Origin of the sequence: Photobacterium aphoticum, assembly GCF_001029435.1 — a bacterium.
GTDB lineage: Bacteria > Pseudomonadota > Gammaproteobacteria > Enterobacterales > Vibrionaceae > Photobacterium > Photobacterium aphoticum.
On record NZ_LDOV01000036.1, the window covers coordinates 26,397 to 51,684 of the forward strand.

Below are 25,288 nucleotides of genomic sequence, written 5' to 3' on the forward strand. Positions count from 1 at the left end.
GAGCCAAGCAATCTAAGATGTAAAAGTGAGCTTTTGATAGGCAGAGGGTTATCACGGATTTACATAACGCTGTCTTGAGTTTACTGTAACTGAAAAGTAGTATGGTTTGACTTGGTAGCCTTATTTATTCGGTTTTTCCATATAGTTATAAAAGCAGCCAAGATCGGTTTATACAGGGGGAGATGGACATGTTTTCAGGAAGCATGGTAGCACTAATTACGCCACTCGATGATGCGGGTGAAGTGGATTACGCCAGTTTAGCATCACTTGTGGAATACCATATCGCAGCCGGCACTGATGCCATTGTTGCGATGGGAACAACGGGCGAGTCAGCCACATTGACGGTTGATGAGCACGTAAAAGTCGTACTCAAAACATTAGAGTACGCGCAGGGACGCATTCCAGTGCTAGCCGGGACGGGCGCCAATGCCACGCATGAAGCCATCACTTTTAGCAAACTGTTTTCTGGCTCGGGCATTGCCGGCTGTCTGACAGTCACCCCATATTACAACAAACCAACCCAAGAAGGTTTGTACCAGCATTTCAAAGCGATCGCGGAAGCGACGGATTTGCCTCAGGTTCTCTATAATGTACCGGGTCGTACCGGTGTCGACTTGCAGCCGGAAACGGTGGCACGTTTGGCCAAAATTGAGAACATTGTGGGGATTAAAGATGCCACCGGTGATTTGCCTCGCGTGAAGAAAACGCGGGAACTTTGTGGCGATGACTTTATCCAACTTAGCGGCGACGATGAAACCGGTTTGGACTTTGTCGCAGAAGGTGGCCACGGTGTGATCTCGGTCACCGCCAACATTGCCGCGAACGATATGGCGACGATGTTTAAGCTGGCCCTGTCCGGGGATTTCGCTGCGGCGAATGAGATCAATCAACGTTTAATGCCTTTGCATAAGCAATTGTTTGTTGAATCCAACCCGATCCCCGTAAAATGGGCAGCGCATCAACTCGGTTTGATTCAGCATGGCCATTTGCGCTTACCGCTGACCGAGCTGAGTGAATCAGCCCAACCAGTAGTGATGGCGGCTCTGAAGGATGCCAACGTCCTGCTGTAACTTGCTAGAGCGTAGGAGCGCAGAAGCGGAATGAATTACAAGTATAAGCTGGTGGCGGCGGCAGTAGCTGTCGTAACACTGGCTGGCTGCTCTGACGGTGCGGACCGCCGTCGTCAGGCTAACCAAGATTTCAATTACCTTGAAACCACCCCATTGGAAACGTGGACGATCCCTGCCGGTGCGCAGCCGTCGCAAAACACGGAGTACGCGATCCCGGCTCAGTCGTATTCAGGCGGAGTAGGACCGGCGGTGGATATTCGTCCGCCGCAGCAGGTGTTGGCGTTAATTCCTGGTGCGCGCTCGGTGAAAGATGACGAAGGGGTGACCTTGCTACTGGCAACGCCAGAGGAGCTCAACCGTGTGTGGCGTTTGGTGCAAGACTTGATCGTGACCCAGAACATTGGGGTACGTGCACAAACAGCCAATGCTATTGAGACCGATTGGGTGACTTGGAACAATGCGGATGAAGACGGTGAAATTGGTAGCCGTTACCTCATTGAGAAAGGCAGCGATAGCGGGCGTAACACCTTCAACATTACGTTGGTTGACTGGCGTGAAGGCGGTCAGTCTGTGCCAGTAACGCTGGACAACAAAGAGCGTTACAGCATTTTGATGACCAACCTGGTGACGGCGAAATACGATGAGCAAGTGCGTGAACAGGCGCGTTTGCGTGCGCAAGAGCTGGTGAAACAGATCCCAATTTCGATGGGACAGGATCGCAGTGGCTTGCCGGTGATCATTGCCCGTGCACCGTATGATGTGTTCTGGGAGCGTCTACCAAGCTTGTTGGATCAGTTTGGCTTTACCGTTGAAGGGCGTAACCGCTCACAGGGTATTGTTGAAGTGAAATACAAGCCAATGGATGATGAGTTCTGGCAAGAGATCGGCACCAAACCGTTGCAGTTCGACAGCCGTGCTTACACCATCCAGTTGGGTGACTTGGGCAACCGTACCTCACTGAACGTGACCAATTCCGATGGTAAGCCCGTAACGGAAGAAGCGCTGAACAGTCTGGCGCCGGTATTGTCTGCGGTGATTGAACGTTCGAATCAGCAATAAAATCAGTCACAGCTTGCAATCAGCAATAGCCAATAAGAGATAATAAAAAACCGCATCAGGTGAGCCTGACGCGGTTTTTTTATATCAACGTTTTGCTGCTGGCTTATTTCACTTCTTCGCCACGTGCCTGCATATCGGCATGGTAAGAAGAGCGAACAAATGGACCACACGCTGCGTGGGTAAAGCCCAACTCAAGCGCGATCTCTTTTAGCTCGTCAAATTCAGCAGGCGGTACGTAACGCTCTACCGGCAGGTGGTGACGGCTTGGAGCCAGGTACTGACCCAGCGTCAGCATGGTTACACCGTGCGCGCGCAAGTCTTTCAGTACTTCGATGATCTCTTCTTTGGTTTCACCCAAGCCCATCATCAGACCTGATTTGGTCGGTACTTCAGGGTGGATCTCTTTGAATTTCTTCAACAGATCCAAAGACCACTGGTAGTTTGCACCCGGGCGTGCCTTACGGTACAGGCGCGGCGCGGTTTCTAGGTTGTGGTTGAACACATCAGGCGGGTTATCACGCAGGATATCCAATGCGGTGTCCATACGGCCACGGAAGTCCGGTACCAAGGTTTCGATTTTGATCTCTGGGTTCAGGGCGCGAATTTCACGGGTACAGTCAGCAAAGTGTTGTGCACCACCGTCACGCAGATCATCACGGTCTACTGAGGTCACGACCACGTAGCGCAGTTTCATGTCTGCGATGGTTTTCGCCAATTGCGTTGGCTCTTCTGCGTTCGGTGGCAACGGACGACCGTGGGCCACGTCACAGAATGGGCAACGACGGGTACAAATCGCACCCAGGATCATAAAGGTCGCCGTACCGTGGTTGAAACATTCCGCCAGGTTTGGACACGATGCTTCTTCACAGACTGAGTGCAGCTTGTTTTTACGCATCGCAGACTTAATGTCCTGAATACGCTTGCTGTCAGACGGCAGTTTGATCTTCATCCATTCTGGTTTACGCAGAACTTCTTTTGGCTCTTCTTCAGCGACATTGCGCACTGGAATAAGTGCCATTTTGTCGGCATCACGGTACTTGACACCTTTTTCAATTTTGATTGGTTTACTCATGAATTGCTTTCCGTTTTCCACTCAATGCTCTGATAATCGAGCAGTTTGACTAGCTCTTCTACAAGTACAGGCTGAACTTCCGTTAGTTCTGATGGCCCATCTAATAACGCTGTTTGGGTCATTGCCATCCCTGCATAACCACACGGGTTGATGCGTAAAAATGGTGCCAGATCCATGTTGATATTGAGTGCCAGACCGTGAAAAGAGCAACCGCGTCTAATGCGCAGGCCCAGTGAGCATATCTTCTGATTGTCGACATACACGCCAGGTGCGTCAGGGCGGGCGGTTGATGGTATCCCAAAGCGGGAGAGGGTATTGATTACTGTATTTTCAATATGCGTGACCAGATCGCGCACACCGAGTTTCTTTTTGCGTAAATCAATAAGGATATAGGCCACCAACTGGCCGGGGCCATGATAGGTGACTTGGCCGCCGCGATCGCTTTGCACCACAGGAATATCCCCTGTGTTGAGCAAGTGCTCGGCTTTACCGGCTTGACCTTGGGTGAACACTGGGTTGTGTTCAACCAGCCAAATTTCATCGGTGGTTTCTGCACCGCGTGTATCGGTGAACTGGTGCATGGCTTGCCAGACGGGTTCATAGTCTTGGCGGCCAAGGTTCCGAATAATAATTGTATTTTGCAAAGTCACACCCACATTGTCATTTGGCAGAGACTGGATCGATGACACCCCAAATGGGTGTTGATACCGTTGGGTATTATAAAACTTGGCGGCTGAAAATTCAGCCGCCAATTTCATGGGGTCTTTGGCTTACAGTACCATACGAACGATGTCGATTTCGCCAAGTTCTTTGTACAGGGTTTCAACCTGCTCAATAGACGTTGCTTTGATCGTCACAGACACGGCGCTGTAAGTGCCTTTGCCGCTTGGTTTCACATCAGGGATGTAGTCGCCTGGTGCGTGACGCTGGATCACAGCGACCACCAAATCAGGGAGCTCAGGTTTGTTATAACCCATAACTTTGTAAGTGAACTTACAAGGAAACTCCAAAAGGTCTTTAAGTTTTGGTTGTTCTTGTTGCTGCATTCTGAACTCCGAGGTATAGCATTTTCTTTTGCGATATAAGCCGAGCATATTAATGGCTCAGGCCGCTTTTCTCAAGCAATGATACATGGCGCGGTAAGAGGAAAGGGCTGAGAAGCCGGCTCAGGAAAAACGGCAGGAAATAAAAGAGGTCGCACAAGGCGACCTCTTTTCGTTGTATATCGGGAGGTTGACTTAGTTCATCCAACCTTTGAACAACAACATCACGTAATCAATCAGACGGCTGAACCAGCTGCCTTCGTTCACGTTGTTCAGGGCGATCAGTGGGTATTGCGCCACTTCTTCATCGCCTACACGGTAGTAAAGTTTACCGACAACGTCACCTTTCTTGATTGGTGCTTTCAGTTCTTTTTCAAGTACGAAGCTGGCTGCCAGGTCTTTGGTCTGGCCGCGTGGCAAGGTCACGTAGGTATCTTCTGCCACACCCAGTGACACTTCGCTGGCATCACCCATCCACACTTTTTCGGTCACGAAGGTTTCGTACGCTTTGTGTGGTGACACAGTTTCAAAGAAACGGAAGCCGTAGTTCAGCAGCTTCTTACTTTCTGCTTTACGGGCATTCGGGTTCTTGGTGCCCATCACGACGGAGATCAGACGCATCTGGCCTTCAGTCGCGGTACTTACCAGGCTGTAACCGGCATTGTTAGTGTGACCCGTTTTCAGACCGTCTACATTCAGGCTCTTGTCCCAAAGCAGGCTGTTACGGTTGTACTGGGTAATGCCGTTGTAAGTGAACGATTTTTCTTTGTAGATCGCAAACTCGTCCGGTACGTCACGGATCAAGCCTTGTGCCAGCAGTGCCATGTCGTAAGGGGTGGTGTAGAGATCCGGGTTATCCAGGCCGTGTACGTTAGCAAAGTGGGTCGAGTTCATGCCCAGTGATTTTGCCCATGCGTTCATCAGATCAACGAAAGAGTCGGTTGAACCGGCAACGTGTTCTGCCATAGCCACACACGCATCGTTACCTGACTGAATGATGATGCCACGGTTAAGATCCGACACCTTCACTTCGCTGCCCACTTCGATGAACATCTTTGATGAGCCCGGGAAGTTTTTCGCCCACGCGTTTTTGCTCACCACGACCGTATCATCCATAGAGATATTGCCGCGTTTGATTTCCTGGCCGATGACATAACTTGTCATCATCTTGGTCAAACTTGCTGGTGGAATTTGATCGTACTCTTTGTAACCCGCCAGGATTTTACCTGAATGGTAGTCCATAAGGACGTAACCCTTGGCCGCAATTTGCGGTGCTTCGGGAACAACGGCTGGGGCCGCGATAGCAGAGACTGAAGCCAGCAAGGATGCCGAGACAGCTACAGAACGAATAAGTGCAGCAGATTTCTTCATGATGGTTGTAACTTAATTTGTCGATTGCAAAAAAACTTCACACATCATATCAGATTGTCATTAAGTGACCAGCACTGGCCGAGGATATCCACCGATGCGTGATGACTCTTGACATTTTTTGACATGAATTAGTGAAAAAAGGTGCGGTTGGTCACGACAGATGACCAACCACGGTGTTTGTGAGAGTCGAATTTACGATTTTGGTTCCAACTCGCGGGTCGATGTAATGATAAAGGCTTGCGGGTAACGGGCGCTTTTGGCCTTGTCGCGCTGTGCCATGGCTTCATCACGGTCGATATATGGCCCCAAGCGCAGACGGTAGATTTCCGCGTTATCGGCTTTTTTGATATCGATAGGGGTATTGAATTCTTTTTCCAGTGTCTTGGCGGTTTGCTGGGCTTTTTCCATGTTGGTAACGGCCGCTAACTGCACGAAGTACTCGTTCGGATTGGCACTTTGCCATTCATCCGGATTAGCCGGTTTATCGACGCGGATCAGTTCAATTTTCACCGGCGCGGTGCCGTACTTGATCACATCCAGCTTGGTTGCAGCAGCCATGCTCAGGTCGATGATGCGGCCTTCATGGAAAGGGCCTCGGTCGTTGACGCGCACAATGGCGGTCTTGCCGTTGCGGGTGTTGGTCACTTTCACGTAGCTTGGCAGCGGCAGGGTTTTGTGGGCCGCTGTCATGGAGTACATGTCGTAGATTTCACCGTTAGAGGTTTTATGGCCGTGGAATTTCTGGCCGTACCAAGAGGCATCACCGGTTTGGACAAAAGCCTGATTGCCACGCACGATGGTGTAGTGCTGGCCACGCAGAGTGTAGTCTTTGTTGCCCGCAAGGCTGTAAGGTTCATAGCGGGGCTGGGCATCCTCAATATGATCAAGCGACGGCGTCGTGGTCGGAGCCACATCGTCGGCGAGCGCATAGCGATCATCGGTTTGAGGAGCAGAACTACAGCCTGCCAATAGCAGGACAAGGAATAAAGGGGTAATGCGCATTTAGGTCGCCTTGGACAACATTTTTCTATGAGTATGGATAGACATCAGGATGCCGAAACCGGCCATCAGGGTCACCATCGAGGTGCCCCCGTAACTGACGAGCGGTAATGGTACCCCGACCACCGGCAATAGGCCACTGACCATGCCAATATTCACGAAAATATAGACAAAGAAGCTGAGCATGATACTGCCGGCCATCATGCGGCCAAAGGCGGTTTGGGCGCGGCTGGCCAGCATCAGGCCACGGGCGATGATGAACAGATAAATGGTCAGCAGGCCAATAACACCGATAAGGCCCCATTCTTCCGCGATGACGGCAAAAATGAAGTCGGTGTGGCGCTCAGGCAAAAATTCGAGTTGAGATTGGGTGCCTTGCATCCAGCCTTTGCCGGATAAACCGCCAGAGCCGATGGCAATTTTGGACTGGATGATGTGATAACCCGCACCGAGCGGATCGGATTCGGGATTGAACAGAGTGAGAACGCGAGTGCGTTGGTAGTCTCGCATCAAGAACAGCCAGAGTACCGGAATAAAGGCCCCGACAAGCACCACAGACGCGCTGATGATGCGCCAGCTGATCCCGGACAGGAACAGAACAAAAATGCCGGAGGCGGCGATCAGGATGGAGGTGCCGAGATCCGGCTGTTTGGCGATCAGGATGGTGGGGACGAAGACCATGATCAGGGCGATCACGATATGTTTCAAACTGGGGGGAAGCGGGCGGTTACCGATAAAGCGGGCCACCATTAACGGGACCGCGAGCTTGATGAGCTCAGAGGGCTGAAACCGGACAAAGCCGAGATTCAGCCACCGCTGCGCCCCTTTGGAGACTTCGCCGAACAGCAGCACCCCCAGCAAGAGCAGTAACCCGACCCCAAACAGGTAGGGCGCCCACGCCTCATAATGGCGTGGGGCCAGTTGGGCGAGGAAAATCATTACCCCCAGCGACAGCAGCATCCGCATGCCTTGGCGTTCCATCATGGCCAAGTCCTGACCGCTGGCGCTGTACATCACCATCAGGGCAAAGCCCATCAGCGCGAGGATCCCCAATAACAAGGGGATATCCAAATGCAGGCGCTCGCCCAGGGTGCGTTTATGTCCGGTTGCTGCTATCACACTCATTGCGTGACCTCCGCCATTTTTCTGTCCACGATGGCGACCAACGGATCCGGGTGTTCGCCCGGTTTCAGGAGCATATGGTCAAAGATCTTACGGGCGACCGGGCCACCGTTAGATGAACCGCCACCGGCGTTTTCCAGCACCATAGAGACCACCACTTCCGGTTTTTCAAACGGTGCAAACGCGGTAAACAGGGCGTGGTCGCGCAAGTGCTCTTCCAGCTCATCCGCGTTGTATTCCTGATCTTCGGCCAGACCAAACACCTGTGCCGAACCGGATTTACCACCCGCCTTGTATTGTGCACCGTAGAAGGCGCGGCGTGCGGTGCCTCGATGGCCGAACAGTACGCGGTACATACCGTCTTTGGCGATATCCCAGTCTTCCTGACTGACATTGTCAATCGGCGGGAAATCATCATATTTAGCTGGCGTTTCCACATTTTCGTTGATCACGTCTTTAAGCAGGTGCGGTGCCTGCACGCGGCCGTTGTTCACCAGTACCGTGGTCGCTTTGGCGATCTGTAGCGGTGTGGCGGTCCAGTAACCCTGACCGATCCCGACCGGAATGGTATCACCCTGATACCACGGCTGGCGGAAACGGGCCTGCTTCCATTCACGGGTTGGCATGTTGGCCTTACTTTCTTCGTGAATATCAATACCGGTGTATTCGCCGTAACCGAAACGTCCCATCCAGTCTGACAGGCGATCAATGCCCATGTCATAAGCGACCTGATAGAAGAAGGTGTCCACCGATTCTTCAATCGCTTTGTAAATGTTCACTTTACCGTGACCCCAACGCAGCCAGTCTCGGAACGGGCGACTGTTGGAGTTCGGAATGCGCCACCAACCCGGGTCATTACGGGTGGTGCGCGGGGTGATCACCCCTTCGGTCAATGCCGCCACCGCAATCATCGGCTTCACGGTGGAGGCTGGCGGATAAATGCCGAGCGTCACACGGTTTACCAGTGGGCGGTTTTTGTCATTGAGCAGGGCACGGTATTCTTTTCCGGAAATGCCGTGGACAAACAGGTTCGGGTCGTAACTCGGGCTCGACACCATCGCCAGCACCGACGAATCACGCGGATCCATCACCACCACGGAGCCCCGTTTGTGTTTCACCACTTCTTCTCCGGTATCCGGATCTAAATGGCGATCAGTCAGCAGTTCCTGTACATACAGTTGTAGCTCAATATCAATATTCAGTTTGATATCTTTGCCCGGAATGGGCGGCACATATTTCAATGTACGGATAATGCGGCCACGGCTGTTGACTTCGACTTCTTGATAGCCGGAAGTACCGTGCAGCAGATCTTCATAATATTTTTCAATGCCGAGTTTGCCGATATCGCGGGTAGCCTTGTAGTTGTTGATTTTGTCTTCGCGTTCAAGGCGGTCGATATCGCGGTCATTGATTTTGGCTACATAGCCCAGCACGTGCGTCAGGGCGTCACGGTACGGGTAGTAGCGTTTGAGGTAGGCTTTCACCTCCACCCCAGGGAATTGGAACTGATTGACGGAGAACAAGGCGACCTGCTCTTCGGTCATCTGATTCAGGAGAGGTACCGACTTAAAACGGCGGGTACGACGACGCTCGCGATCAAAGCGCGCGATTTGGTCATCGGTAATGCCCATGAGGGTTTTTAAGCGGGCAAAGGTGTCATCCAGATCCGGGACTTTTTCGGTGGTGATTTCCAGCGAGTATACCGGCCGGTTTTCTGCCAGCAGCACGCCGTTACGGTCGTAGATCAGACCGCGATTGGGCGCCACAGGGACGATTTTGATCCGGTTATCGTTAGAGCGTGTCTGGTAGTCTTCGTGTTCACGGATCTGAATATGGTACAGATTGGTGAGCAGAACACTGACCAGCACGACAATACCGATAAATGAGACAAGAGCCCGGCGAAAAAATAGCGCCGACTCAGCCCGATGATCGCGGATCTGCGTTCGCTTTTGTCTCATTGCGGTTTATTCCCTGTGATATGGATGGTTGGCCGTGATACTCCACGCCCGGTACAAACTTTCAGCCATCACAACACGCACCAGTGGGTGCGGCAGGGTCAGAGGCGACAGTGACCAGCTCTGCTCGGCCGCCGCTTTACACGCCGGCGACAGACCTTCCGGTCCGCCAATCAGGATAGACACGTCACGGGCATCGAGTTTCCAGCTTTCCAGCTGCTCAGCCAACTGCTCGGTATCCCAGCGTTTGCCCGGAATATCCAACGTAACAATGCGGTTGCCTTTAGGTACCGCTGCCAGCATCGCTTCGCCTTCTTTTTGCAGAATACGGGCGATATCGGCATTTTTGCCACGCTTGCCCGCTGGGATCTCAACGAGTTCCAGTGGCATGTCTTTCGGGAAGCGGCGGCTGTATTCTTTGTAGCCTTCCTCTACCCACTTTGGCATCTTCGTGCCTACGGCGATCAATTGAAGCTTCATTGTCAGTTAGCCCCAAAGCTTCTCCAGTTGGTACAGGTTACGCGCGTCTTCTTGCATAATGTGAAGCATCACGCTGCCCATATCCACGATCACCCATTCAGCGTCATCTTCACCGCTGATCCCAAACGGTGGGAAGTCAATAAGCTTAGATTCTTTGTTAACGTGATCAGCAATTGACGCCACGTGACGGGTAGAAGTACCAGTACATACCACCATGAAGTCAGTGATGCTTGATTTACCGCGTACATCCAGTGTCACAATGTCTTGTGCTTTGATGTCATCTACTTTATCAACAATAAAATCGTGTAGTTCTTGAACCTGCAAAGGGATCCCCTTGTTTCAATGTTTGGTCTGTAAAACCGTCATCCGGATACGGCCGGAGGACGTAATAGCGGCGCAGTATATCACGCTCGTCCTTGTTTATGACAAGGGGAGCATGACTTTCCCTTTTCCGTGCGCAGGGTAAGCGCCTGCTTACCGTTCATCCATCGTGTTGGCTGTACTTTATTGAAGATGGGTACGGATACCACACATCTCAGCACACAAGGCAGCCAGATCATCCCAAGGCGGGTAGTCAAAATCGGTTTTGACCCGCACTTCAATCTGAGCAAGGCGTTGTAACAGCGGGATAATGACCGACAGTGGCATGCGGTGCAGGGCGCCAATGTACATTTCCCGGCGGTTTTGCCAGATACGGTAATTTTCAAAAATTACATTGAGCGAGGTGCCTTTTTGCCCCATCTCTTGCATCTTATACAGCTGAGTTAGTTCGCGCTGTAAGGTACGCAAAATGATCACCGCTTCAATGCCTTCGCCTTGTAACTGGCGCAACACACGCTGACTACGTTTGGCTTGCCCGGCCAGTACCGCATCAATCAGCTGGAACGGGGTGTAGTGGTTGTGACGGCTCAATGCCGTTTCCAGTCGCACCACGTTCAGTTCGCCGTCCGGGTAGAGCAACACCAGCTTTTGCAGGCTTTGCGCTAATGCCAGCAGATTACCTTCATGCCACTGAGCCAGCATTTGTACGGATTCGTGATCCGGTTTCAACCCCAGTTGCTGACAACGACCCTGAATAAAGCGGGGCAGCTGGCGGCTATCTGGTGTGTTGCAGGGCAGGTATAAGCCTTGCGTTTCCAGTGTTTTGAACCACTTGGCGCTTTCCTGTTTTTTGGTAAAGCGCGGGCCTTGGATCAGCAGCAAAATGTCTTCATGCAGGCAGTCAATCACGCTTTGCAGAGATTTGACCTGCTGAGCGTTCAGGGCACTGTCCGGCAGTTCCAGTTCAATGATCTGACGGGCTGAAAACAGGCTCATAGCCTGACAGCAGTCCAGGATCAAGTTCCAGTCGAGCGAGGCATCAACGGTGAAGCTGTGGCGCTCATCAAAGCCTTGTTGTTGTGCGGCCTGTTTGATTTGGTCACTGCATTCGAGCTTGAGCAAGGGCTCATTGCCCAGTAAGAGGTAAGCAGGGCGCAACCCTTTAGACAGCTGTTGCGCCAATTGTTCCGGGTAGATCCTCATTGCGCGGTTTCAACCTGCGTATGTGGTGTTTTTTCATACGAGATGGCCTTCGCCGCGTGTTCATCGCTGACGTTTTCTGTGCTCACCGAGGTATTTTTCTCTTGGTTGTCTTTGATCAAGGCATCCAAGTGTTCTTTTTCCATGCGGTTAAATACCGCCGTCAAACGGGCAAGCTGGCGCATGATCTGGCGAGAGGCTTGTTGGCGCATCTCTTCTTCAATCATGTCGCGTTCAACGGATTTCGCCAATGCAGTCAGTGGGTTATCCAGGAAAGTACGGTTAACACGCGTGGTGAAGGTCTGAATGCCTTTGTTCGGTACCACAATGCTGTAGTTCACCACATAGGTCAGTTCGTATTCTGCTGCACGGGCGTTTTGGTAAAGCGACAAGGTACGCTCACTGATCGATTCGCTGATCAGGTTCAGGTTAGGAACGGTGCTGGACGGCGGCACTTGTTCAATACCGTGCAATTGGAACTGGGAAGCCACCTGACGTTGTAGCGGCCCATAGCGGTCGAAACTGGTCAGAGAAAGTTTGGCGATGTCGTCTGGCAACATGTAGTTACCACGAAGGTGAAAACCGCAGGACGCTGTGGCCAGTGCCAGGGCGATAACAAAGAAGGTTCGGATGGTGCTTTTGAGGGAAAAGAAAGCTTTCACCGAGTCTGCTCCATGAAAAGTGAGTGAAAACTGACCGGCTAACGTAGAGGGACGGATTGTCGAAAAGTGAGCCGGAGGAACTGTGGCCCCTGTGCAAAAGCGCAGGAGCCACAGGTTTAGGCATCAGGTACGTGCTTTAGTTCGCGGCAATTAGTTTGCGACGATGTTCAACAGTTTACCTGGTACGTAGATCACTTTACGAATAGTCACATCGTTGGTGAACTTGGTTACGCCTTCATCAGCCATAGCCAGTGCTTCTACTTGTTCTTTGGTTGCATCTGCAGCCACAGTCAGCTTAGCACGTAGTTTGCCGTTAACCTGAACGATGATCAGTTTTTCGTCTTCGATCATTGCCTTGTCGTCAGCGATTGGCCATTCTGCGTTGTCGATGTTGCTTTCGCCCAGCGCTTCCCACATTTCAAAACAGATGTGTGGAGTCATTGGGTACAGCATACGTACGATCGCTTTTAGCGCTTCGTCCAGTAGTGCGCGGTCTTGTGCGCTGTCCTGAGACGCTTTCGCCAGCTTGTTCATCAGCTCCATCACAGCAGCGATAGCGGTGTTGAATGTCTGACGACGGCCGATGTCATCGCTGACTTTTGCGATGGTCTTGTGTACATCACGGCGTAGGGCTTTCTGATCGCCAGATAGGGTTGCCACGTCAAGCGCTTCAACCGCACCTTTCTCAGTGTGCTCTTTCACCAGTTTCCATACACGCTTCAGGAAGCGGTTAGCGCCTTCAACGCCAGACTCTTGCCACTCAAGGGTCATGTCTGCAGGTGAGGCAAACATCATGAATAGACGTACGGTGTCAGCACCGTATTTGTCTACCATCTCTTGTGGGTCGATACCGTTGTTTTTCGACTTAGACATTTTGATCATGCCTGAGTGTGTTACATCACGGCCTTCAGTGTCTTTTGCTGAAGTAATGCGGCCTTTACCGTCACGCTCAACGGTTACGTCAGTCGGTGCAACCCACTCTTTACCGCCTTTCTCGGTTTCGAAGTAGAACGCATCCGCCAGTACCATGCCCTGACATAGCAGCTGCTTGAACGGCTCGTCAGAGGTTACGTAACCTGCGTCACGTAGCAGTTTGTGGAAGAAGCGAGAGTACAGCAGGTGCATACACGCGTGCTCGATACCACCGATGTACTGGTCTACTGGTAGCCAGTAGTTTGCTTTTTCTGGGTCTAGAATGTCGTCAGCCTGTGGAGAACAGTAACGCGCGTAGTACCAAGAAGACTCCATGAACGTATCGAACGTGTCTGTTTCACGTAGTGCTGGTTCGCCGTTAAAGGTGGTCTTCGCCCACTCTTTGTCTGCTTTGATTGGGCTGGTTACGCCGTCCATTACCACGTCTTCTGGAAGAATCACTGGTAGCTGGTCAGCCGGTACCGGATGCACTTCGCCATCTTCAGTGGTTACCATTGGGATTGGTGCACCCCAGTAACGCTGACGAGATACGCCCCAGTCACGTAGACGGAAATTAACGGTCTTCGTGCCTTTGCCTTCTGCTTCTAGTTTCGCTGCGATCGCATCGAATGCGCCTTGGAAATCCAAGCCGTCGAATTCGCCTGAATCGAACAGTACGCCTTTCTCGGTGTAAGCCGCTTCAGAGACATCTAGCTCGCTGCCGTCAGCTGGCTTGATCACAGGGATGATGTCCAGGCCGTACTTGGTGGCGAATTCAAAGTCACGCTGGTCGTGTGCAGGTACTGCCATTACCGCGCCTGTGCCGTAATCCATCAGTACGAAGTTCGCCACGTATACAGGCACTTCACGACCGTTTAGTGGATGAATGGCAGTCAGGCCAGTGGCCATGCCTTTCTTCTCCATGGTCGCCAGTTCTGCTTCAGCGACTTTCGTGTTCTTACACTCGTCGATGAAGGCGGCTAGCTCAGGGTTGTTCTGTGCTGCCAGTGTCGCCAGTGGGTGACCCGCTGCGATACCCACGTACGTTACGCCCATTAGGGTGTCCGGACGGGTTGTGTACACTTCTAGATCTTGCTGACCTTGTACCGCAAACTTCAGTTCTACACCTTCAGAGCGACCGATCCAGTTGCGCTGCATGGTTTTTACCATGTCAGGCCAGCCGTCTAGGGTGTCTAGATCGTCAAGTAGCTCTTGTGCGTATTCAGTGATCTTAATGAACCACTGTGGGATTTCTTTTTGCTCTACAGGCGTGTCACAACGCCAGCAGCAACCGTCTTCAACCTGCTCGTTCGCCAGTACGGTCTGGTCGTTCGGACACCAGTTAACAGAAGACGTCTTCTTGTATACCAAGCCTTTGTTGTACAGCTTAGTGAAGAACTCTTGTTCCCAACGGTAGTACTCAGGCGTACACGTTGCGAATTCACGGTTCCAGTCGTAACCGAAGCCCAGCAGTTTTAGCTGGTTCTTCATGTATTCAATGTTTTCGTATGTCCAAGGCGCCGGTGCAGTGTTGTTTTTCACCGCTGCGTTTTCTGCAGGCAGACCGAACGCATCCCAGCCGATTGGCTGCATGACGTTTTTGCCTTGTAGGCGCTGGTAACGTGATACCACATCACCAATGGTGTAGTTACGTACGTGACCCATGTGCAGACGGCCACTTGGGTACGGGAACATGGAGAGACAGTAGAATTTTTCTTTATTTGGGTCTTCACTTACAACAAAGGTCTTATTGTTGTCCCAAAGTTCCTGAACTTTCTGTTCAATGTCCTGTGGACGATATTGTTCTTGCATCGATGGCATCCGGGATTTTGTGAGTTGAGTACAAACACATTCAATATAATCGACATAGAATAACTAAAGGTAAAGGTGTCAACAATAGCTGAAACCATTTCGGCCGCGAATTGTTGCCTGATCATAGGCCCAGACAGGCCTGCAGCACATGACAAGCGGTCGCAGGGTGCAGTAAGGGGGAGTTATGGCGGATCAAAAAAAGGACTACGAAAACTTGCTAGAAGAAGTGACGGAAGCCCTGAAACGCAGCCCGGATGAATTGAAACACTGGGCGACGATTACTGAGCAGTACCGTCAGGCAGCCAGCGACATGACCAAAGACGAACTGGCGTTAATTTCTGCGTACCTGAAACGGGATCTCAATGAGTTTGCCCACAATGTGGAGAGCAGCCCGGAGCCGTTCGGGGACAGCCCGTTTTATCGGGTAGTCAAAGAGACGATTTGGGAAGGGTTGGCGGAAGCCACTGATAAAACCCAGATCGAATGGCGTGAAGTCATGGATGATTTTAAACACCAAGGGGTGTATGAAGCAGGCGAAATGGTCGGCTTGGGGCATCTGGTGTGCGAACAATGTGGCCATGATGAAGTGATCACTCATGTGAAAGCCATCTCACCCTGCCTGCGTTGCGGTCATACCCGCTTTACCCGTAAGCCGCTTGCCCCATAGTCACGGGCGTTATCATTTAAAGACAAAAAACGGGCAGCCGCCCGTTTTTTGTTGTTTTATCTTTCCTAGTTCCTAGTTCCTAGTTCCTAGTTCCTAGATACTCGTATCCCGATTCTGCCGTTATTACTCATACTGAGTGGGTGGCTCAATGGTATCTACCATGACTGCGACAGGCTCTGCCGCTGGGGCGTTATACGTTGCCGGTGTTGATGCGGGTGCGACAGGTGCCGTTTGCATGGTCGGGTGATGGAGGGGCTCAAAACTGAAGGTTTGTCCGGCAATGGAGGCTTCTACCATTACGCCGCCTTTGGCAAAGGTAAAGACAGAAATGCCGTTGGTGTAGTTGGCATCCACATAGTTGTTTTTCCCGGAGCTGGCACTGAAGCCCGCCGTGCCTGCCTTGGCCTGTGCGCCTTCATTGATAGCGACGGCAGAGGCCTGGGCGTCGAGCTCTAAGCTACCGTTGATGAAGCGCTCATACGCACGTTGGTCTTGGAAGAAAATCAATTCACTGTAGGCTTGTCCGCCGAACTGCAAGCCAAAAGAGAGCTGGAACAATTTGGCCGTACCGGTGAGCTGATGGGCTTGATAAACACTGCCGGTGCCGTATGCGCCACCGATCCAAAAGCCGCCTTTGCCGACGGAAGGAAACACCGCATAGCCATAGGCTGATTGGAAAAAGGGCTGGGTTTGTGGTGCGGCCTGAAATTGGTTGAGTGCCGCACGGGTTTCAAGACTTTCTTTGGCCAGCGAGCCGGAGGCCACACACAGTAGGGCAACCGCACTGAGCATGGTGAAGAGTTTATGGATGCTTTTCATCGATGCATTTCCCTCGAGTGCATGATCATAGATACCCTTCATACTAACAAGATGAAAAAAAAGGCGAAGAGGGTAACTTCACCTTTTTGTTCAATTGTCAGCCTAAGTTCAGGCTCTTGGGAATGCATCACGCATCAGGCATGTTGAACATGCATGCAGCCTTAATCGTGATAATTGATTTCCGGCTGCTGATCGCGAAAGCGCCCTTGCTGACGGCGTGCCAATACCCATGACAGGGTGAGTGCCCACAATACGTACACATACAGTGGCCAGCTACCGAGCGAGGTAAACGGCGTCATGCCTTCTGTTGGCGTCACTTTGGTACGCAATACTGCGGTCTCAAACTGCGGAATAGAGGCAATGATCTGACCATGATGATCCACCACACCGGTCAAGCCGCTGTTGGTGGCACGCAACAGGGGTTTACCCAATTCCAGTGCACGCATCTGGGCAATTTCCATGTGCTGGAACGGCCCAATCGACTTACCAAACCACGTATCGTTAGACAGGGTCAGCAAAAACTCGGTGTCGTAATCGACGTTCTGACGCACTTGCTCGCTGAAGGCCACTTCGTAACACAGTGCCGGTGCCAGTGAGTAACCGTTCGCTTCCAGGTTCGGCTGAATGTAATCACCCCGACTGAACGAGGACATCGGCAGGTTGAAGAACGGCGCGATAGGGCGCAGCAAATCACCGAACGGCACAAATTCCCCAAATGGCAGCAGGTGGTGCTTGCTGTAACGCTCGGCATGTTCGTACTGGTACGGGCCAACCGCATTTACCCCTAACGTCAGGATGTTGTTGTAGAACTGGCCTTTCTCGTTTTGATCCAAGATGCCGGTGATCACCGTGCTGTGATTATTCCGCGCCGCCGCATCCAGATTCTGCAGGAAGGTCGGTACTTGCGTCTCCAATGCCGGGATCGCCGCTTCCGGCCAGATGATCAGATCAGCGCCCCAGTTTTCACGGGTCAGATCGGTGTATTTCATCAGGGTCGGCCAGCGCTGGCTTGGCAACCATTTGATTTCTTGCGGGACATTGCCCTGAATCATCGCCACATCAACGGTTTTATCCGGATTCGGCACGACCCATTGTTTTTGTCCGGCCAGCAGACTGATCGCACCGACTAACGCAACCACCAGTAGGGGACGCCAGTTACGGTAATACGCTGCCGCGACAAGAGCCGCACTGGTGAGCACAAGGGCAAGGGTGATCCCTTCCACGCCAAGAATAGGCGCAATGGCGGCGTACGGGCTGTCAATTTGGCTGTAACCCATCCAGAGCCAAGGGAAACCGGTCATCAGCCAGCCACGGATCCAATCTAAGATCAGCCAGAAAACCGGGCCGCTGAGCATCAGCTGGTGGAACGGTCGACCGCGATTAAAGCGGTTGAACAGGAAACCGAAAAGGGCAGGGTAGAACGCCAGATAGGCGATCAACAGCGCCATGAGCGACCAACCGGCCAGCCACGGCATGCCGCCAAAATTGGCGATGCTGACATGGACCCAGCTGATCCCGGTACCAAAAAGGCCTAATCCCCACAAAAAGCCGATCAGCGCGCCGCGCTTAGGCGTTTGTTGGAGCAATAAGGCAAACAGAAGGCACAGGGAGACGAGTGCGAGGGGCCAGTAATTATAGGGAGCAAAAGAGAGGGTGGCTAAGGCACCGGCTGGGACAGCCGCAAAGAGCTGTCCCAACTTCATTAGTGTTTTTTTTGTCATTCGTTATGATGTAGTCGTCGTTTGATGTGCTTCGTGAGGCACGGTCACTTGCAACTGAATCACGCGGCGGTTATCAGCGGCGGTGACTTTGAATGAGTAGCCATCCAATTCAACGATTTCACCACGGGCAGGCAGGTGACCAAAGCTGGTCATGACCAAGCCACCCACCGTGTCGACTTCTTCGTCACTGAATCGGGTATGGAACATCTCATTGAAGTCTTCAATGGTCGCCAAGGCTTTTACCGCATAAGTATGCTTACTTAACTGACGGATATCCTGCTCTTCTTCGTCATCGAATTCGTCTTCGATTTCGCCAACGATTTGTTCCAGGATGTCCTCAATGGTTATAACCCCTGATACCCCGCCGAATTCATCAACGACGATCGCCATGTGGTAGCGTTCTTCGCGGAATTCTTTTAGCAAGCGGTCTACACGCTTACTTTCTGGCACTACCACAGCAGGACGCAAGACTTCTTCCATGTCGAAAGGTTCGCTGTTCGGCTGCAGGTAACGCAAAAGATCTTTCGCCAGAAGGATACCTTCTACGTGATCTTTGTCGTCGCTGATCACCGGGTAGCGGGAGTGCTGGGCATCAACAATTAAATCAATCAGATCTTCTAACTTCTGAGAACGCTCGATGGTGACCATCTGCGAGCGAGGGATCATGATGTCGCGAACCCGCATCTCGGCAATTTCCATAACCCCTTCGAGCATGTCGCGGGTGTCGTGGTCGATCAAATCGTTTTCTTCGGAATCTCGGAAAACCTCTACCAGGTCTTCACGGTTCTGTGGCTCGCCTTGGAAAAGTTGGCCAATGCGTTCAAAGAAGGACTTTCTACTCGGACCTTCAGAATTCTGTGAGTTATCTTCGTTCATTGCTTGTAAGAATTTCTTCTCTATCAGTTAAGTGGCGAAAGTGCCACAAAGTAAAGTGCGATAACCGTAGGGTGACCGCACCCGTTTACACAAGGTCGAGGGAGACGGTTAGAGTTTTTCAGCCGCATACGGATCGGCATAGCCCATCTTCTGCATGATTTCTGTCTCTAAGCCTTCCATTTCCTCGGCTTCGTCATCTTCAATATGGTCATAACCTAGCAGATGCAAGCTGCCATGTACAACCATATGTGCCCAGTGGGCATCCAGTGGTTTATCCTGCTCAACCGCTTCTTTTTCGACAACCTGTCGGCAGATAATCAAATCGCCGAGTAAATCTAGCTCCATCCCTGGTGGGCTCTCAAACGGGAAAGACAATACGTTGGTTGGTTTGTCTTTACCACGGTAAGTGTGGTTCAGGGTGTGGCTTTCGGCTTCATCCACTAAACGGATAGTGACTTCAGCGTTAGGTTGAAAAAGGGTAATTGCTGCATCCAGCCACTGTTGGAATTGTGCCTCAGTCGGCATGCCTTCCGCGTTCTCAGTGGCGGTTTGCAGATCAAGATAAATAGCCATTAATTACTTTGTTCCGGTTCAGTGTTGGCGAGCTTGGCCGTGTGTTCTTCACGACGGCGTTGTTCAGCCAGTTTGCGTTGCTTTTGATCTTCGCTTTCCCACGCTTCATACGCTTGAACAATGCGTGCCACTACAGGGTGACGGACAACGTCGTCGGCCTGGAAGAAGTTAAAGCTGATTTCATCGACATCCGATAGCACTTCAATCGCGTGGCGCAGGCCAGAGCGGGCACCGCGCGGCAAGTCAATCTGGGTTACGTCACCGGTGATCACGGCGCGGGAGTTAAAGCCAATACGGGTCAGGAACATTTTCATCTGCTCGACCGTGGTGTTCTGGCTTTCATCCAGAATGATGAAGGCATCGTTTAAGGTACGGCCACGCATGTAAGCCAGTGGCGCGACTTCAATCACGTTGCGTTCAATCAGCTTTTCTACGCGCTCAAAGCCCAGCATTTCAAACAGGGCATCGTACAGCGGGCGCAGATACGGGTCGACCTTCTGGCTTAAATCCCCCGGCAAAAAGCCCAGTTTTTCACCGGCTTCTACCGCAGGACGGGTCAGCAAAATACGGCGGATTTCCTGACGCTCTAACGCATCAACCGCCGCAGCGACCGCCAGGTAGGTTTTACCGGTACCAGCAGGACCAATACCAAAGGTAATGTCATGGCGTACCATGTTGGCAATGTATTGGGCTTGGTTTGGCGTACGCGGTTTGATCACCCCTTTTTTGGTTTTGATGATCACTTCTTTGCCGTAAGGAATGCTCGACTCGGTCGATTGTTCAAGAACGCCAGACTCTTTAATTGCTAGGTGGACGTGGTCGGGTTCAATATCAGGAATGGTATTGCGTACAGGCGCGGTGTCCACATACAGCGTTTTGATGATATCAACGGCGGCTTGGGCCGTGTGAGGCTGGCCAACGACGCTGAAGCTGCTGCTGCGGTGGTTAATTTCGACACCCAATCGGCGTTCGAGTTGTTTGATGTTGTCGTCGAAAGGGCCACAAAGGCTGGAAAGACGCTGGTTATCGACGGGTTCCAGGTTAAATTCGATAGTGATAACTTTGCTCAAGATTGGCCTCTCAATGGGGCCACCCCGTGCAGGGTGGCCTTGGGTTCAGGGCGGGTCTACTTTATGCAGACAAGCCGCTTACTATGGAGTATATACGCCGACACCCAATTCATCTTCTTTGCGCGTTTTTTCCATCACTTCACTTGGTGACATAGCCACACGCAGATTCATTTCGGCTTCGGTACGTACAAGCTCACCGCGCAGTGTGTTGGTTTTCACTTCAGTGATTTTTACATCAACAAACTGACCGATCAGTTCAGGTGAACCTTCGAAGTTAACGACACGGTTGTTTTCCGTACGACCACGTAGCTCCATCACGTTCTTCTTCGATGGACCTTCAACCAGAATGCGCTGCTCAGTACCTAGCATCTGGCGTGCATGACGCATCGCTTGTGTATTAAGCTGGTGCTGCAGTTCATACAGACGCTCTTTCTTCACGTCTTCAGACAGATCACATGGGTAATCGGCGGCTGGTGTGCCCGGACGTGGTGAGAAAATGAAGCTGAAGCTGATATCATAATCGATATCGCGGATCAGTTTCATGGTGTCTTGGAAGTCCTGATCCGTTTCACCCGGGAACGCGACAATGAAGTCAGAGCTCATGGTGATGTTTGGACGCACTTTACGTAGCTTACGTACCTTGGATTTGTACTCAAGGATGGTGTGCGGACGCTTCATCATGGTCAGGATGCGGTCTGAACCACTCTGTACCGGCAGGTGCAGGTAGTCAACCAACTCTGGCGTGTCTTTGTACACGTCGATGATGTCGTCTGTGAACTCAATTGGGTGGCTGGTGGTGTAACGAATACGGTCGATACCGTCAATCGCAGCAACCAGACGCAGTAGCTCTGCAAACGTCGCAATGTCACCGTCGTGCGTTGGACCACGGTACGCATTCACGTTCTGGCCTAGCAGGTTAACTTCACGTACACCTTGTTCTGCCAGTTGAGCAATTTCAAACAGTACGTCATCAATCGGACGGCTGACTTCTTCACCACGGGTGTAAGGCACCACGCAGTAAGTACAGTACTTAGAACAGCCTTCCATGATAGAAACGAACGCTGTTGCCCCTTCAGCACGCGGCTCTGGCATGCTGTCGAATTTTTCGATCTCAGGGAAAGAGATATCCATGACCGGTGAATCATTGGATTGAGATTGCTTGATCATCTCCGGCAGGCGGTGCAGGGTTTGTGGGCCAAAGATCACGTCCACATACGGTGCGCGCTGACGGATAGAGTCGCCTTCTTGCGTTGCTACACAACCGCCTACGCCGATCACAAGATCCGGCTTTTTATTTTTCAGTGTTTTCCAGCGACCTAGCTGGTGGAACACTTTCTCTTGCGCCTTTTCTCGAATCGAACAGGTGTTTAGCAGCAGCACGTCTGCTTCTTCTGGGATCTCTGTTAACTCGAAGCCGTTGGCTGCATTAAGAAGATCAGCCATTTTTGATGAATCGTATTCGTTCATCTGGCAGCCCCAGGTTTTAATAAGCAGTTTCTTAGCCATGTCTAACTCTTCACTCGTCGTGTTTATTCATTGCATTCTACATTGCTTCAGGTGGCCAACAGGCCAAAACAGGGCCGTCAGCGTTAGCAAGCCGCGTATTGTACTGCTTTAAACCCTGCCTGACTAGATCATCACCACCCCGAATAAATTGTGGGTTTAACGCCAGTGGTTACGGGGTGCCTAACTGTTTGATGGTCTGAAGGCTCAGCTGGCGCATTTGTTGGCGGATCCAACGAGCGCGCTGGCGAATATAGCTCGTCATCGGGGCCGGTTGCATGCGGTACGGGTTGGGCAGGACTGCCGCCAGTTGTGCCGCTTGCTGGGCGCTGAGCCGTTTGGCGGGGATGCCGAAATAAGTTTGGCTGGCCGCTTCCACGCCATACAGGCCCGGTCCGAACTCGACGATGTTCAGGTACATTTCAAGAATGCGCGCTTTGCTCCACAGCAATTCCATCCACAGAGTGAAATAGAGCTCGACCCCTTTGCGCAGGAACGTGCGTGAGGGAAACAAAAACAGGTTCTTGGCAGTTTGCTGGCTGATGGTGCTACCCCCACGGGCAGGCGCATCCGTGCCGGTTTGTTTGAGGATGGTCAGTACGGCATTGATATCTACCCCGTGATGGGTCGGGAAGTGCTGATCTTCAGACGCAATCACAGCCAGTTGCATGTTGGGGGAGATCTGGCTCAGTGGCACCCAGTCGTGCGCTGCACGCGACGGGTAATCCTTAGGCGGAAACAGGGTACGGTGGATTTGCCAGCCCCAGACCGGCGGGTCAATCACCCAGCCGCCAGCCACCAAGACAGGCGGGATCAGCAGCAGGATCAGGATGAGACGAAGTAACAGGCGTTTCAGGCGGCTCAGCATAGCGGGTTGTAGGCTCTCCAAAGCAGTGGGCTATCCCAACGTCGTGCCGTGCGGGCGCATGATGATAGATCACGGATAGCACAGCAGAATTTGTTATGATAACCCACAGCACACAGGCTGTGATAATCTGCACAAACGTTTAACGTTTGTTTGACGAACACGTCTGATTTTTGAGCATAACAGAAGAGAACCGGTATGGAACAATTTGATGTCGTCGTTGCGGGAGGCGGCATGGTTGGCGCTGCAACGGCTATTGGCCTTGCGCAGCAGGGCAAGCGGGTGGCAGTCCTGGAAGGCCATGCGCCTGCGCCGTATGACGCGGATGCCCCGATGGACTTGCGCGTCTCTGCCATCTCTCCGCATTCGGTTGAATTACTCACCCGTCTGGGGGCGTGGCCCGCGATGCAGGCCATGCGTCTGTGTCCGTATAAGCGTTTAGAAACCTGGGAGCACCCGGAGTGCCGTACCCGTTTTCATGCTGATCAGATGGGTGTCGAGCAGTTGGGTTACATCGTGGAAAACCGCGTGATTCAGTTGGCTCTGTGGGAGCAGTTTGCTCAGTACCCGAACCTGACGCTGTTTTGCCCGAACAAAATGGTGTCGACCCGCGTTGAGGCGGACAGCCGTGTGATCACCTTGGATGACGGCCAGCAGATCCGTGCGCAGTTACTCATTGGTGCCGATGGGGCGAACTCGCAAGTGCGTCAGCAAACCGGGATCGGTATTACCGCGTGGGATTACCGTCAGCACTGTATGCTGATTAATGTGGAAATGGCATTGCCACAGCAAGATATCACCTGGCAGCAGTTCACCCCACACGGGCCGCGTTCATTTTTGCCATTACCGGGGCATCAGGGATCATTGGTGTGGTATGACAGTCCACAACGTATTAAGCAGTTGTCAGCCATGAGTCCGGCACAACTGACAGAGCAAATCATTCGTCATTTCCCGGCAGAGCTGGGCGAGTTTAGGGTGTTGAATCACGGCGCTTTCCCGCTTACCCGTCGTCATGCTCAACGTTATTATGCGGATCGTGCGGTATTGCTGGGCGATGCGGCGCACACCATTAATCCGTTGGCGGGCCAAGGGGTGAATCTGGGTTTTAAAGATGTGGATGTGTTGCTCAGTGAAATGGACAAAGCAGGAGAGCAATGGGATCAGCCAGCGGCATGGCAAGCCTATGAACGCCGTCGCCGTCCGGATAACCTGCTGATGCAATCGGGGATGGATTTCTTCTATACCACGTTCAGCAATGATCTGCTGCCGCTGAAATTTTTACGTAATGCCGGCTTAAAACTGGCCGAGCAAGCGGGCCCATTGAAAAAGCAGGTACTGAAGTACGCCATGGGATTATGAGCATGTACGTGTAAACGGTAGCGGAGTTTACATGCCATCAGAAGAAAAGCCGAATGCGAATGTGTTCGGTTTTTTTTATACCTGTGATTGACCTGAGGGCAAGTGCAATGAAGGTAACAAGGTTATTTGATTTGAAGTCGGTATGTCGTGTGTCGCGAGAAAAACAGAAGGAGAGAAAAAAGAGAGTGGAAAATAAAACCGCAGATAAAAGAAAACCCACCAAAAGGTGGGTTTCTAAATGATGGTGCGGAAGGAGAGACTTGAACTCTCACACCTTGCGGCGCCAGAACCTAAATCTGGTGCGTCTACCAATTTCGCCACTTCCGCATAACTTACCGACAAGAACAATATCAAGCGTCAAGTTAAATAATGGCAGGTCTACCTGGATTCGAACCAGGGAATGACGGGATCAAAACCCGTTGCCTTACCGCTTGGCGATAGACCTACAAGTTGCTTTTCTTCAAAGCTGCTCTCAAAGAGAGAATGGTGCGGAAGGAGAGACTTGAACTCTCACACCTTGCGGCGCCAGAACCTAAATCTGGTGCGTCTACCAATTTCGCCACTTCCGCATAACTTACCGACAAGAACAGTATCAAGCGTTAAGTTGAATAATGGCAGGTCTACCTGGATTCGAACCAGGGAATGACGGGATCAAAACCCGTTGCCTTACCGCTTGGCGATAGACCTGCAGATGCTCTTTATTCAAAGCTGCTCTCAAGGAGAGAATGGTGCGGAAGGAGAGACTTGAACTCTCACA

Annotated in this window: 23 protein-coding genes and 4 tRNA genes; 4 read left to right on the plus strand and 23 right to left on the minus strand. The window is 51.9% G+C overall.

The window, feature by feature from the left end:
- The first annotated feature begins 188 nt into the window (after positions 1-188).
- Together dapA and bamC are read left to right on the plus strand one after the other, a co-directional pair.
- The gene (dapA, locus tag ABT58_RS18495; RefSeq protein WP_047875933.1) at positions 189-1,070 is read left to right on the plus strand and encodes a 4-hydroxy-tetrahydrodipicolinate synthase; all 882 of its coding nucleotides are present in this window, start codon (positions 189-191) and stop codon (positions 1,068-1,070) included.
- A 30-nt stretch (positions 1,071-1,100) separates the two neighbouring features.
- Positions 1,101-2,129, plus strand: coding sequence for an outer membrane protein assembly factor BamC (gene bamC / locus ABT58_RS18500; RefSeq protein WP_047875934.1), 1,029 nt, complete (start codon positions 1,101-1,103; stop codon positions 2,127-2,129).
- 103 nt (positions 2,130-2,232) lie between these two features.
- Here the strand turns inward: bamC and lipA are convergent, their stop codons facing one another.
- From lipA to leuS, 12 genes are all read right to left on the minus strand, one after another.
- Complete coding sequence (lipA, locus tag ABT58_RS18505; RefSeq protein WP_047875935.1) at positions 2,233-3,201, minus strand: lipoyl synthase; 969 nt, start codon at positions 3,199-3,201, stop codon at positions 2,233-2,235.
- On the minus strand, positions 3,198-3,845 hold the full coding sequence (gene lipB / locus ABT58_RS18510; protein ID WP_047875956.1) for a lipoyl(octanoyl) transferase LipB: 648 nt from the start codon (positions 3,843-3,845) through the stop codon (positions 3,198-3,200). The genes lipA and lipB overlap by 4 nt, the downstream gene beginning before the upstream one ends.
- A 126-nt stretch (positions 3,846-3,971) precedes the next feature.
- Positions 3,972-4,247 carry a DUF493 family protein YbeD gene (gene ybeD, locus ABT58_RS18515; RefSeq protein ID WP_047875936.1) on the minus strand — a complete coding sequence of 92 codons (276 nt, stop codon included), beginning with the start codon at positions 4,245-4,247 and terminating at the stop codon, positions 3,972-3,974.
- Between the two features lie 192 nt (positions 4,248-4,439).
- Positions 4,440-5,615 (minus strand): serine hydrolase, encoded by a 1,176-nt coding sequence (locus ABT58_RS18520; protein WP_047875937.1) that lies wholly within the window; start codon positions 5,613-5,615, stop codon positions 4,440-4,442.
- Between the two features lie 192 nt (positions 5,616-5,807).
- Complete coding sequence (locus ABT58_RS18525; protein WP_047875938.1) at positions 5,808-6,617, minus strand: septal ring lytic transglycosylase RlpA family protein; 810 nt, start codon at positions 6,615-6,617, stop codon at positions 5,808-5,810.
- Positions 6,618-7,739, minus strand: coding sequence for a rod shape-determining protein RodA (gene rodA / locus ABT58_RS18530; protein ID WP_047875939.1), 1,122 nt, complete (start codon positions 7,737-7,739; stop codon positions 6,618-6,620). It abuts the gene before it with no gap.
- Positions 7,736-9,694: a penicillin-binding protein 2 gene (gene mrdA, locus ABT58_RS18535; RefSeq protein ID WP_047875940.1), complete on the minus strand. Its 1,959-nt coding sequence runs from the start codon at positions 9,692-9,694 to the stop codon at positions 7,736-7,738. The genes rodA and mrdA overlap by 4 nt, the downstream gene beginning before the upstream one ends.
- A gap of 6 nt (positions 9,695-9,700) precedes the next feature.
- A complete protein-coding gene (rlmH, locus tag ABT58_RS18540) occupies positions 9,701-10,171 on the minus strand; it encodes a 23S rRNA (pseudouridine(1915)-N(3))-methyltransferase RlmH (RefSeq protein WP_047875941.1) in 471 nt (156 codons plus the stop codon).
- Positions 10,172-10,177: 6 nt separating this feature from the next.
- On the minus strand, positions 10,178-10,495 hold the full coding sequence (rsfS, locus tag ABT58_RS18545; RefSeq protein ID WP_047875942.1) for a ribosome silencing factor: 318 nt from the start codon (positions 10,493-10,495) through the stop codon (positions 10,178-10,180).
- A 180-nt stretch (positions 10,496-10,675) separates the two neighbouring features.
- Positions 10,676-11,695, minus strand: a complete 1,020-nt coding sequence (gene holA, locus ABT58_RS18550) for a DNA polymerase III subunit delta (protein ID WP_047875943.1) — start codon at positions 11,693-11,695, stop codon at positions 10,676-10,678.
- Complete coding sequence (locus tag ABT58_RS18555; protein ID WP_047875944.1) at positions 11,692-12,354, minus strand: LPS-assembly lipoprotein LptE; 663 nt, start codon at positions 12,352-12,354, stop codon at positions 11,692-11,694. Before ABT58_RS18555 ends, holA begins: the two co-directional genes overlap by 4 nt.
- A gap of 150 nt (positions 12,355-12,504) precedes the next feature.
- Positions 12,505-15,078: a leucine--tRNA ligase gene (gene leuS, locus ABT58_RS18560; protein ID WP_047875945.1), complete on the minus strand. Its 2,574-nt coding sequence runs from the start codon at positions 15,076-15,078 to the stop codon at positions 12,505-12,507.
- 184 nt (positions 15,079-15,262) lie between these two features.
- Between leuS and ABT58_RS18565 the strand changes: the two genes are divergently transcribed.
- On the plus strand, positions 15,263-15,745 hold the full coding sequence (locus ABT58_RS18565; RefSeq protein WP_047875946.1) for a zinc ribbon-containing protein: 483 nt from the start codon (positions 15,263-15,265) through the stop codon (positions 15,743-15,745).
- 123 nt (positions 15,746-15,868) lie between these two features.
- Here ABT58_RS18565 and ABT58_RS18570 read toward each other — a convergent pair whose 3' ends face one another.
- From ABT58_RS18570 to mtgA, 7 genes are all read right to left on the minus strand, one after another.
- The gene (locus tag ABT58_RS18570; RefSeq protein ID WP_047875947.1) at positions 15,869-16,564 is read right to left on the minus strand and encodes a lipid-binding SYLF domain-containing protein; all 696 of its coding nucleotides are present in this window, start codon (positions 16,562-16,564) and stop codon (positions 15,869-15,871) included.
- 161 nt (positions 16,565-16,725) lie between these two features.
- Positions 16,726-18,285 (minus strand): apolipoprotein N-acyltransferase, encoded by a 1,560-nt coding sequence (lnt, locus tag ABT58_RS18575; RefSeq protein WP_047875948.1) that lies wholly within the window; start codon positions 18,283-18,285, stop codon positions 16,726-16,728.
- Positions 18,286-18,288: 3 nt separating this feature from the next.
- Positions 18,289-19,161, minus strand: a complete 873-nt coding sequence (gene corC / locus ABT58_RS18580) for a CNNM family magnesium/cobalt transport protein CorC (RefSeq protein ID WP_047875949.1) — start codon at positions 19,159-19,161, stop codon at positions 18,289-18,291.
- 108 nt (positions 19,162-19,269) lie between these two features.
- Positions 19,270-19,734 (minus strand): rRNA maturation RNase YbeY, encoded by a 465-nt coding sequence (gene ybeY / locus ABT58_RS18585; RefSeq protein ID WP_047875950.1) that lies wholly within the window; start codon positions 19,732-19,734, stop codon positions 19,270-19,272.
- A complete protein-coding gene (locus ABT58_RS18590) occupies positions 19,734-20,804 on the minus strand; it encodes a PhoH family protein (protein WP_047875951.1) in 1,071 nt (356 codons plus the stop codon). Before ABT58_RS18590 ends, ybeY begins: the two co-directional genes overlap by 1 nt.
- Before the next feature lie 81 nt (positions 20,805-20,885).
- Complete coding sequence (miaB, locus tag ABT58_RS18595) at positions 20,886-22,310, minus strand: tRNA (N6-isopentenyl adenosine(37)-C2)-methylthiotransferase MiaB (protein WP_047875952.1); 1,425 nt, start codon at positions 22,308-22,310, stop codon at positions 20,886-20,888.
- A gap of 169 nt (positions 22,311-22,479) precedes the next feature.
- Entirely contained in the window at positions 22,480-23,175 is a 696-nt protein-coding gene (mtgA, locus tag ABT58_RS18600; RefSeq protein WP_082211158.1) for a monofunctional biosynthetic peptidoglycan transglycosylase, read from the minus strand.
- Positions 23,176-23,370: 195 nt separating this feature from the next.
- Between mtgA and ABT58_RS18605 the strand changes: the two genes are divergently transcribed.
- Positions 23,371-24,531, plus strand: coding sequence for a 2-octaprenyl-3-methyl-6-methoxy-1,4-benzoquinol hydroxylase (locus ABT58_RS18605; protein ID WP_047875953.1), 1,161 nt, complete (start codon positions 23,371-23,373; stop codon positions 24,529-24,531).
- 242 nt (positions 24,532-24,773) lie between these two features.
- Here the strand turns inward: ABT58_RS18605 and ABT58_RS18610 are convergent.
- The 4 genes from ABT58_RS18610 to ABT58_RS18625 all read right to left on the minus strand — a co-directional run bounded on the left by ABT58_RS18610 (position 24,774) and on the right by ABT58_RS18625 (position 25,218).
- Positions 24,774-24,858 (minus strand) — tRNA-Leu (locus ABT58_RS18610).
- A 43-nt stretch (positions 24,859-24,901) separates the two neighbouring features.
- Positions 24,902-24,976: transfer RNA gene (locus tag ABT58_RS18615), tRNA-Gln, on the minus strand.
- Positions 24,977-25,015: 39 nt separating this feature from the next.
- Positions 25,016-25,100, minus strand: a tRNA-Leu gene (locus tag ABT58_RS18620).
- Positions 25,101-25,143: 43 nt separating this feature from the next.
- Positions 25,144-25,218 (minus strand) — tRNA-Gln (locus tag ABT58_RS18625).
- Positions 25,219-25,288: the final 70 nt, after the last annotated feature.

What these genes read in the sequence shown, in the direction of transcription:
- dapA (WP_047875933.1), top strand. Translation starts at nt 189, where the DNA reads ATGTTTTCAGGAAGCATGGTAGCACTAATTACGCCACTCGATGATGCG.
- bamC (WP_047875934.1), top strand. Translation starts at nt 1,101, where the DNA reads ATGAATTACAAGTATAAGCTGGTGGCGGCGGCAGTAGCTGTCGTAACA.
- lipA (WP_047875935.1), bottom strand. Translation starts at nt 3,201, where the DNA reads ATGAGTAAACCAATCAAAATTGAAAAAGGTGTCAAGTACCGTGATGCC.
- ybeD (WP_047875936.1), bottom strand. Translation starts at nt 4,247, where the DNA reads ATGCAGCAACAAGAACAACCAAAACTTAAAGACCTTTTGGAGTTTCCT.
- ABT58_RS18520 (WP_047875937.1), bottom strand. Translation starts at nt 5,615, where the DNA reads ATGAAGAAATCTGCTGCACTTATTCGTTCTGTAGCTGTCTCGGCATCC.
- ABT58_RS18525 (WP_047875938.1), bottom strand. Translation starts at nt 6,617, where the DNA reads ATGCGCATTACCCCTTTATTCCTTGTCCTGCTATTGGCAGGCTGTAGT.
- rodA (WP_047875939.1), bottom strand. Translation starts at nt 7,739, where the DNA reads ATGAGTGTGATAGCAGCAACCGGACATAAACGCACCCTGGGCGAGCGC.
- mrdA (WP_047875940.1), bottom strand. Translation starts at nt 9,694, where the DNA reads ATGAGACAAAAGCGAACGCAGATCCGCGATCATCGGGCTGAGTCGGCG.
- rlmH (WP_047875941.1), bottom strand. Translation starts at nt 10,171, where the DNA reads ATGAAGCTTCAATTGATCGCCGTAGGCACGAAGATGCCAAAGTGGGTA.
- holA (WP_047875943.1), bottom strand. Translation starts at nt 11,695, where the DNA reads ATGAGGATCTACCCGGAACAATTGGCGCAACAGCTGTCTAAAGGGTTG.
- leuS (WP_047875945.1), bottom strand. Translation starts at nt 15,078, where the DNA reads ATGCAAGAACAATATCGTCCACAGGACATTGAACAGAAAGTTCAGGAA.
- ABT58_RS18565 (WP_047875946.1), top strand. Translation starts at nt 15,263, where the DNA reads ATGGCGGATCAAAAAAAGGACTACGAAAACTTGCTAGAAGAAGTGACG.
- ABT58_RS18570 (WP_047875947.1), bottom strand. Translation starts at nt 16,564, where the DNA reads ATGAAAAGCATCCATAAACTCTTCACCATGCTCAGTGCGGTTGCCCTA.
- lnt (WP_047875948.1), bottom strand. Translation starts at nt 18,285, where the DNA reads ATGACAAAAAAAACACTAATGAAGTTGGGACAGCTCTTTGCGGCTGTC.
- corC (WP_047875949.1), bottom strand. Translation starts at nt 19,161, where the DNA reads ATGAACGAAGATAACTCACAGAATTCTGAAGGTCCGAGTAGAAAGTCC.
- ybeY (WP_047875950.1), bottom strand. Translation starts at nt 19,734, where the DNA reads ATGGCTATTTATCTTGATCTGCAAACCGCCACTGAGAACGCGGAAGGC.
- miaB (WP_047875952.1), bottom strand. Translation starts at nt 22,310, where the DNA reads ATGGCTAAGAAACTGCTTATTAAAACCTGGGGCTGCCAGATGAACGAA.
- mtgA (WP_082211158.1), bottom strand. Translation starts at nt 23,175, where the DNA reads ATGCTGAGCCGCCTGAAACGCCTGTTACTTCGTCTCATCCTGATCCTG.
- ABT58_RS18605 (WP_047875953.1), top strand. Translation starts at nt 23,371, where the DNA reads ATGGAACAATTTGATGTCGTCGTTGCGGGAGGCGGCATGGTTGGCGCT.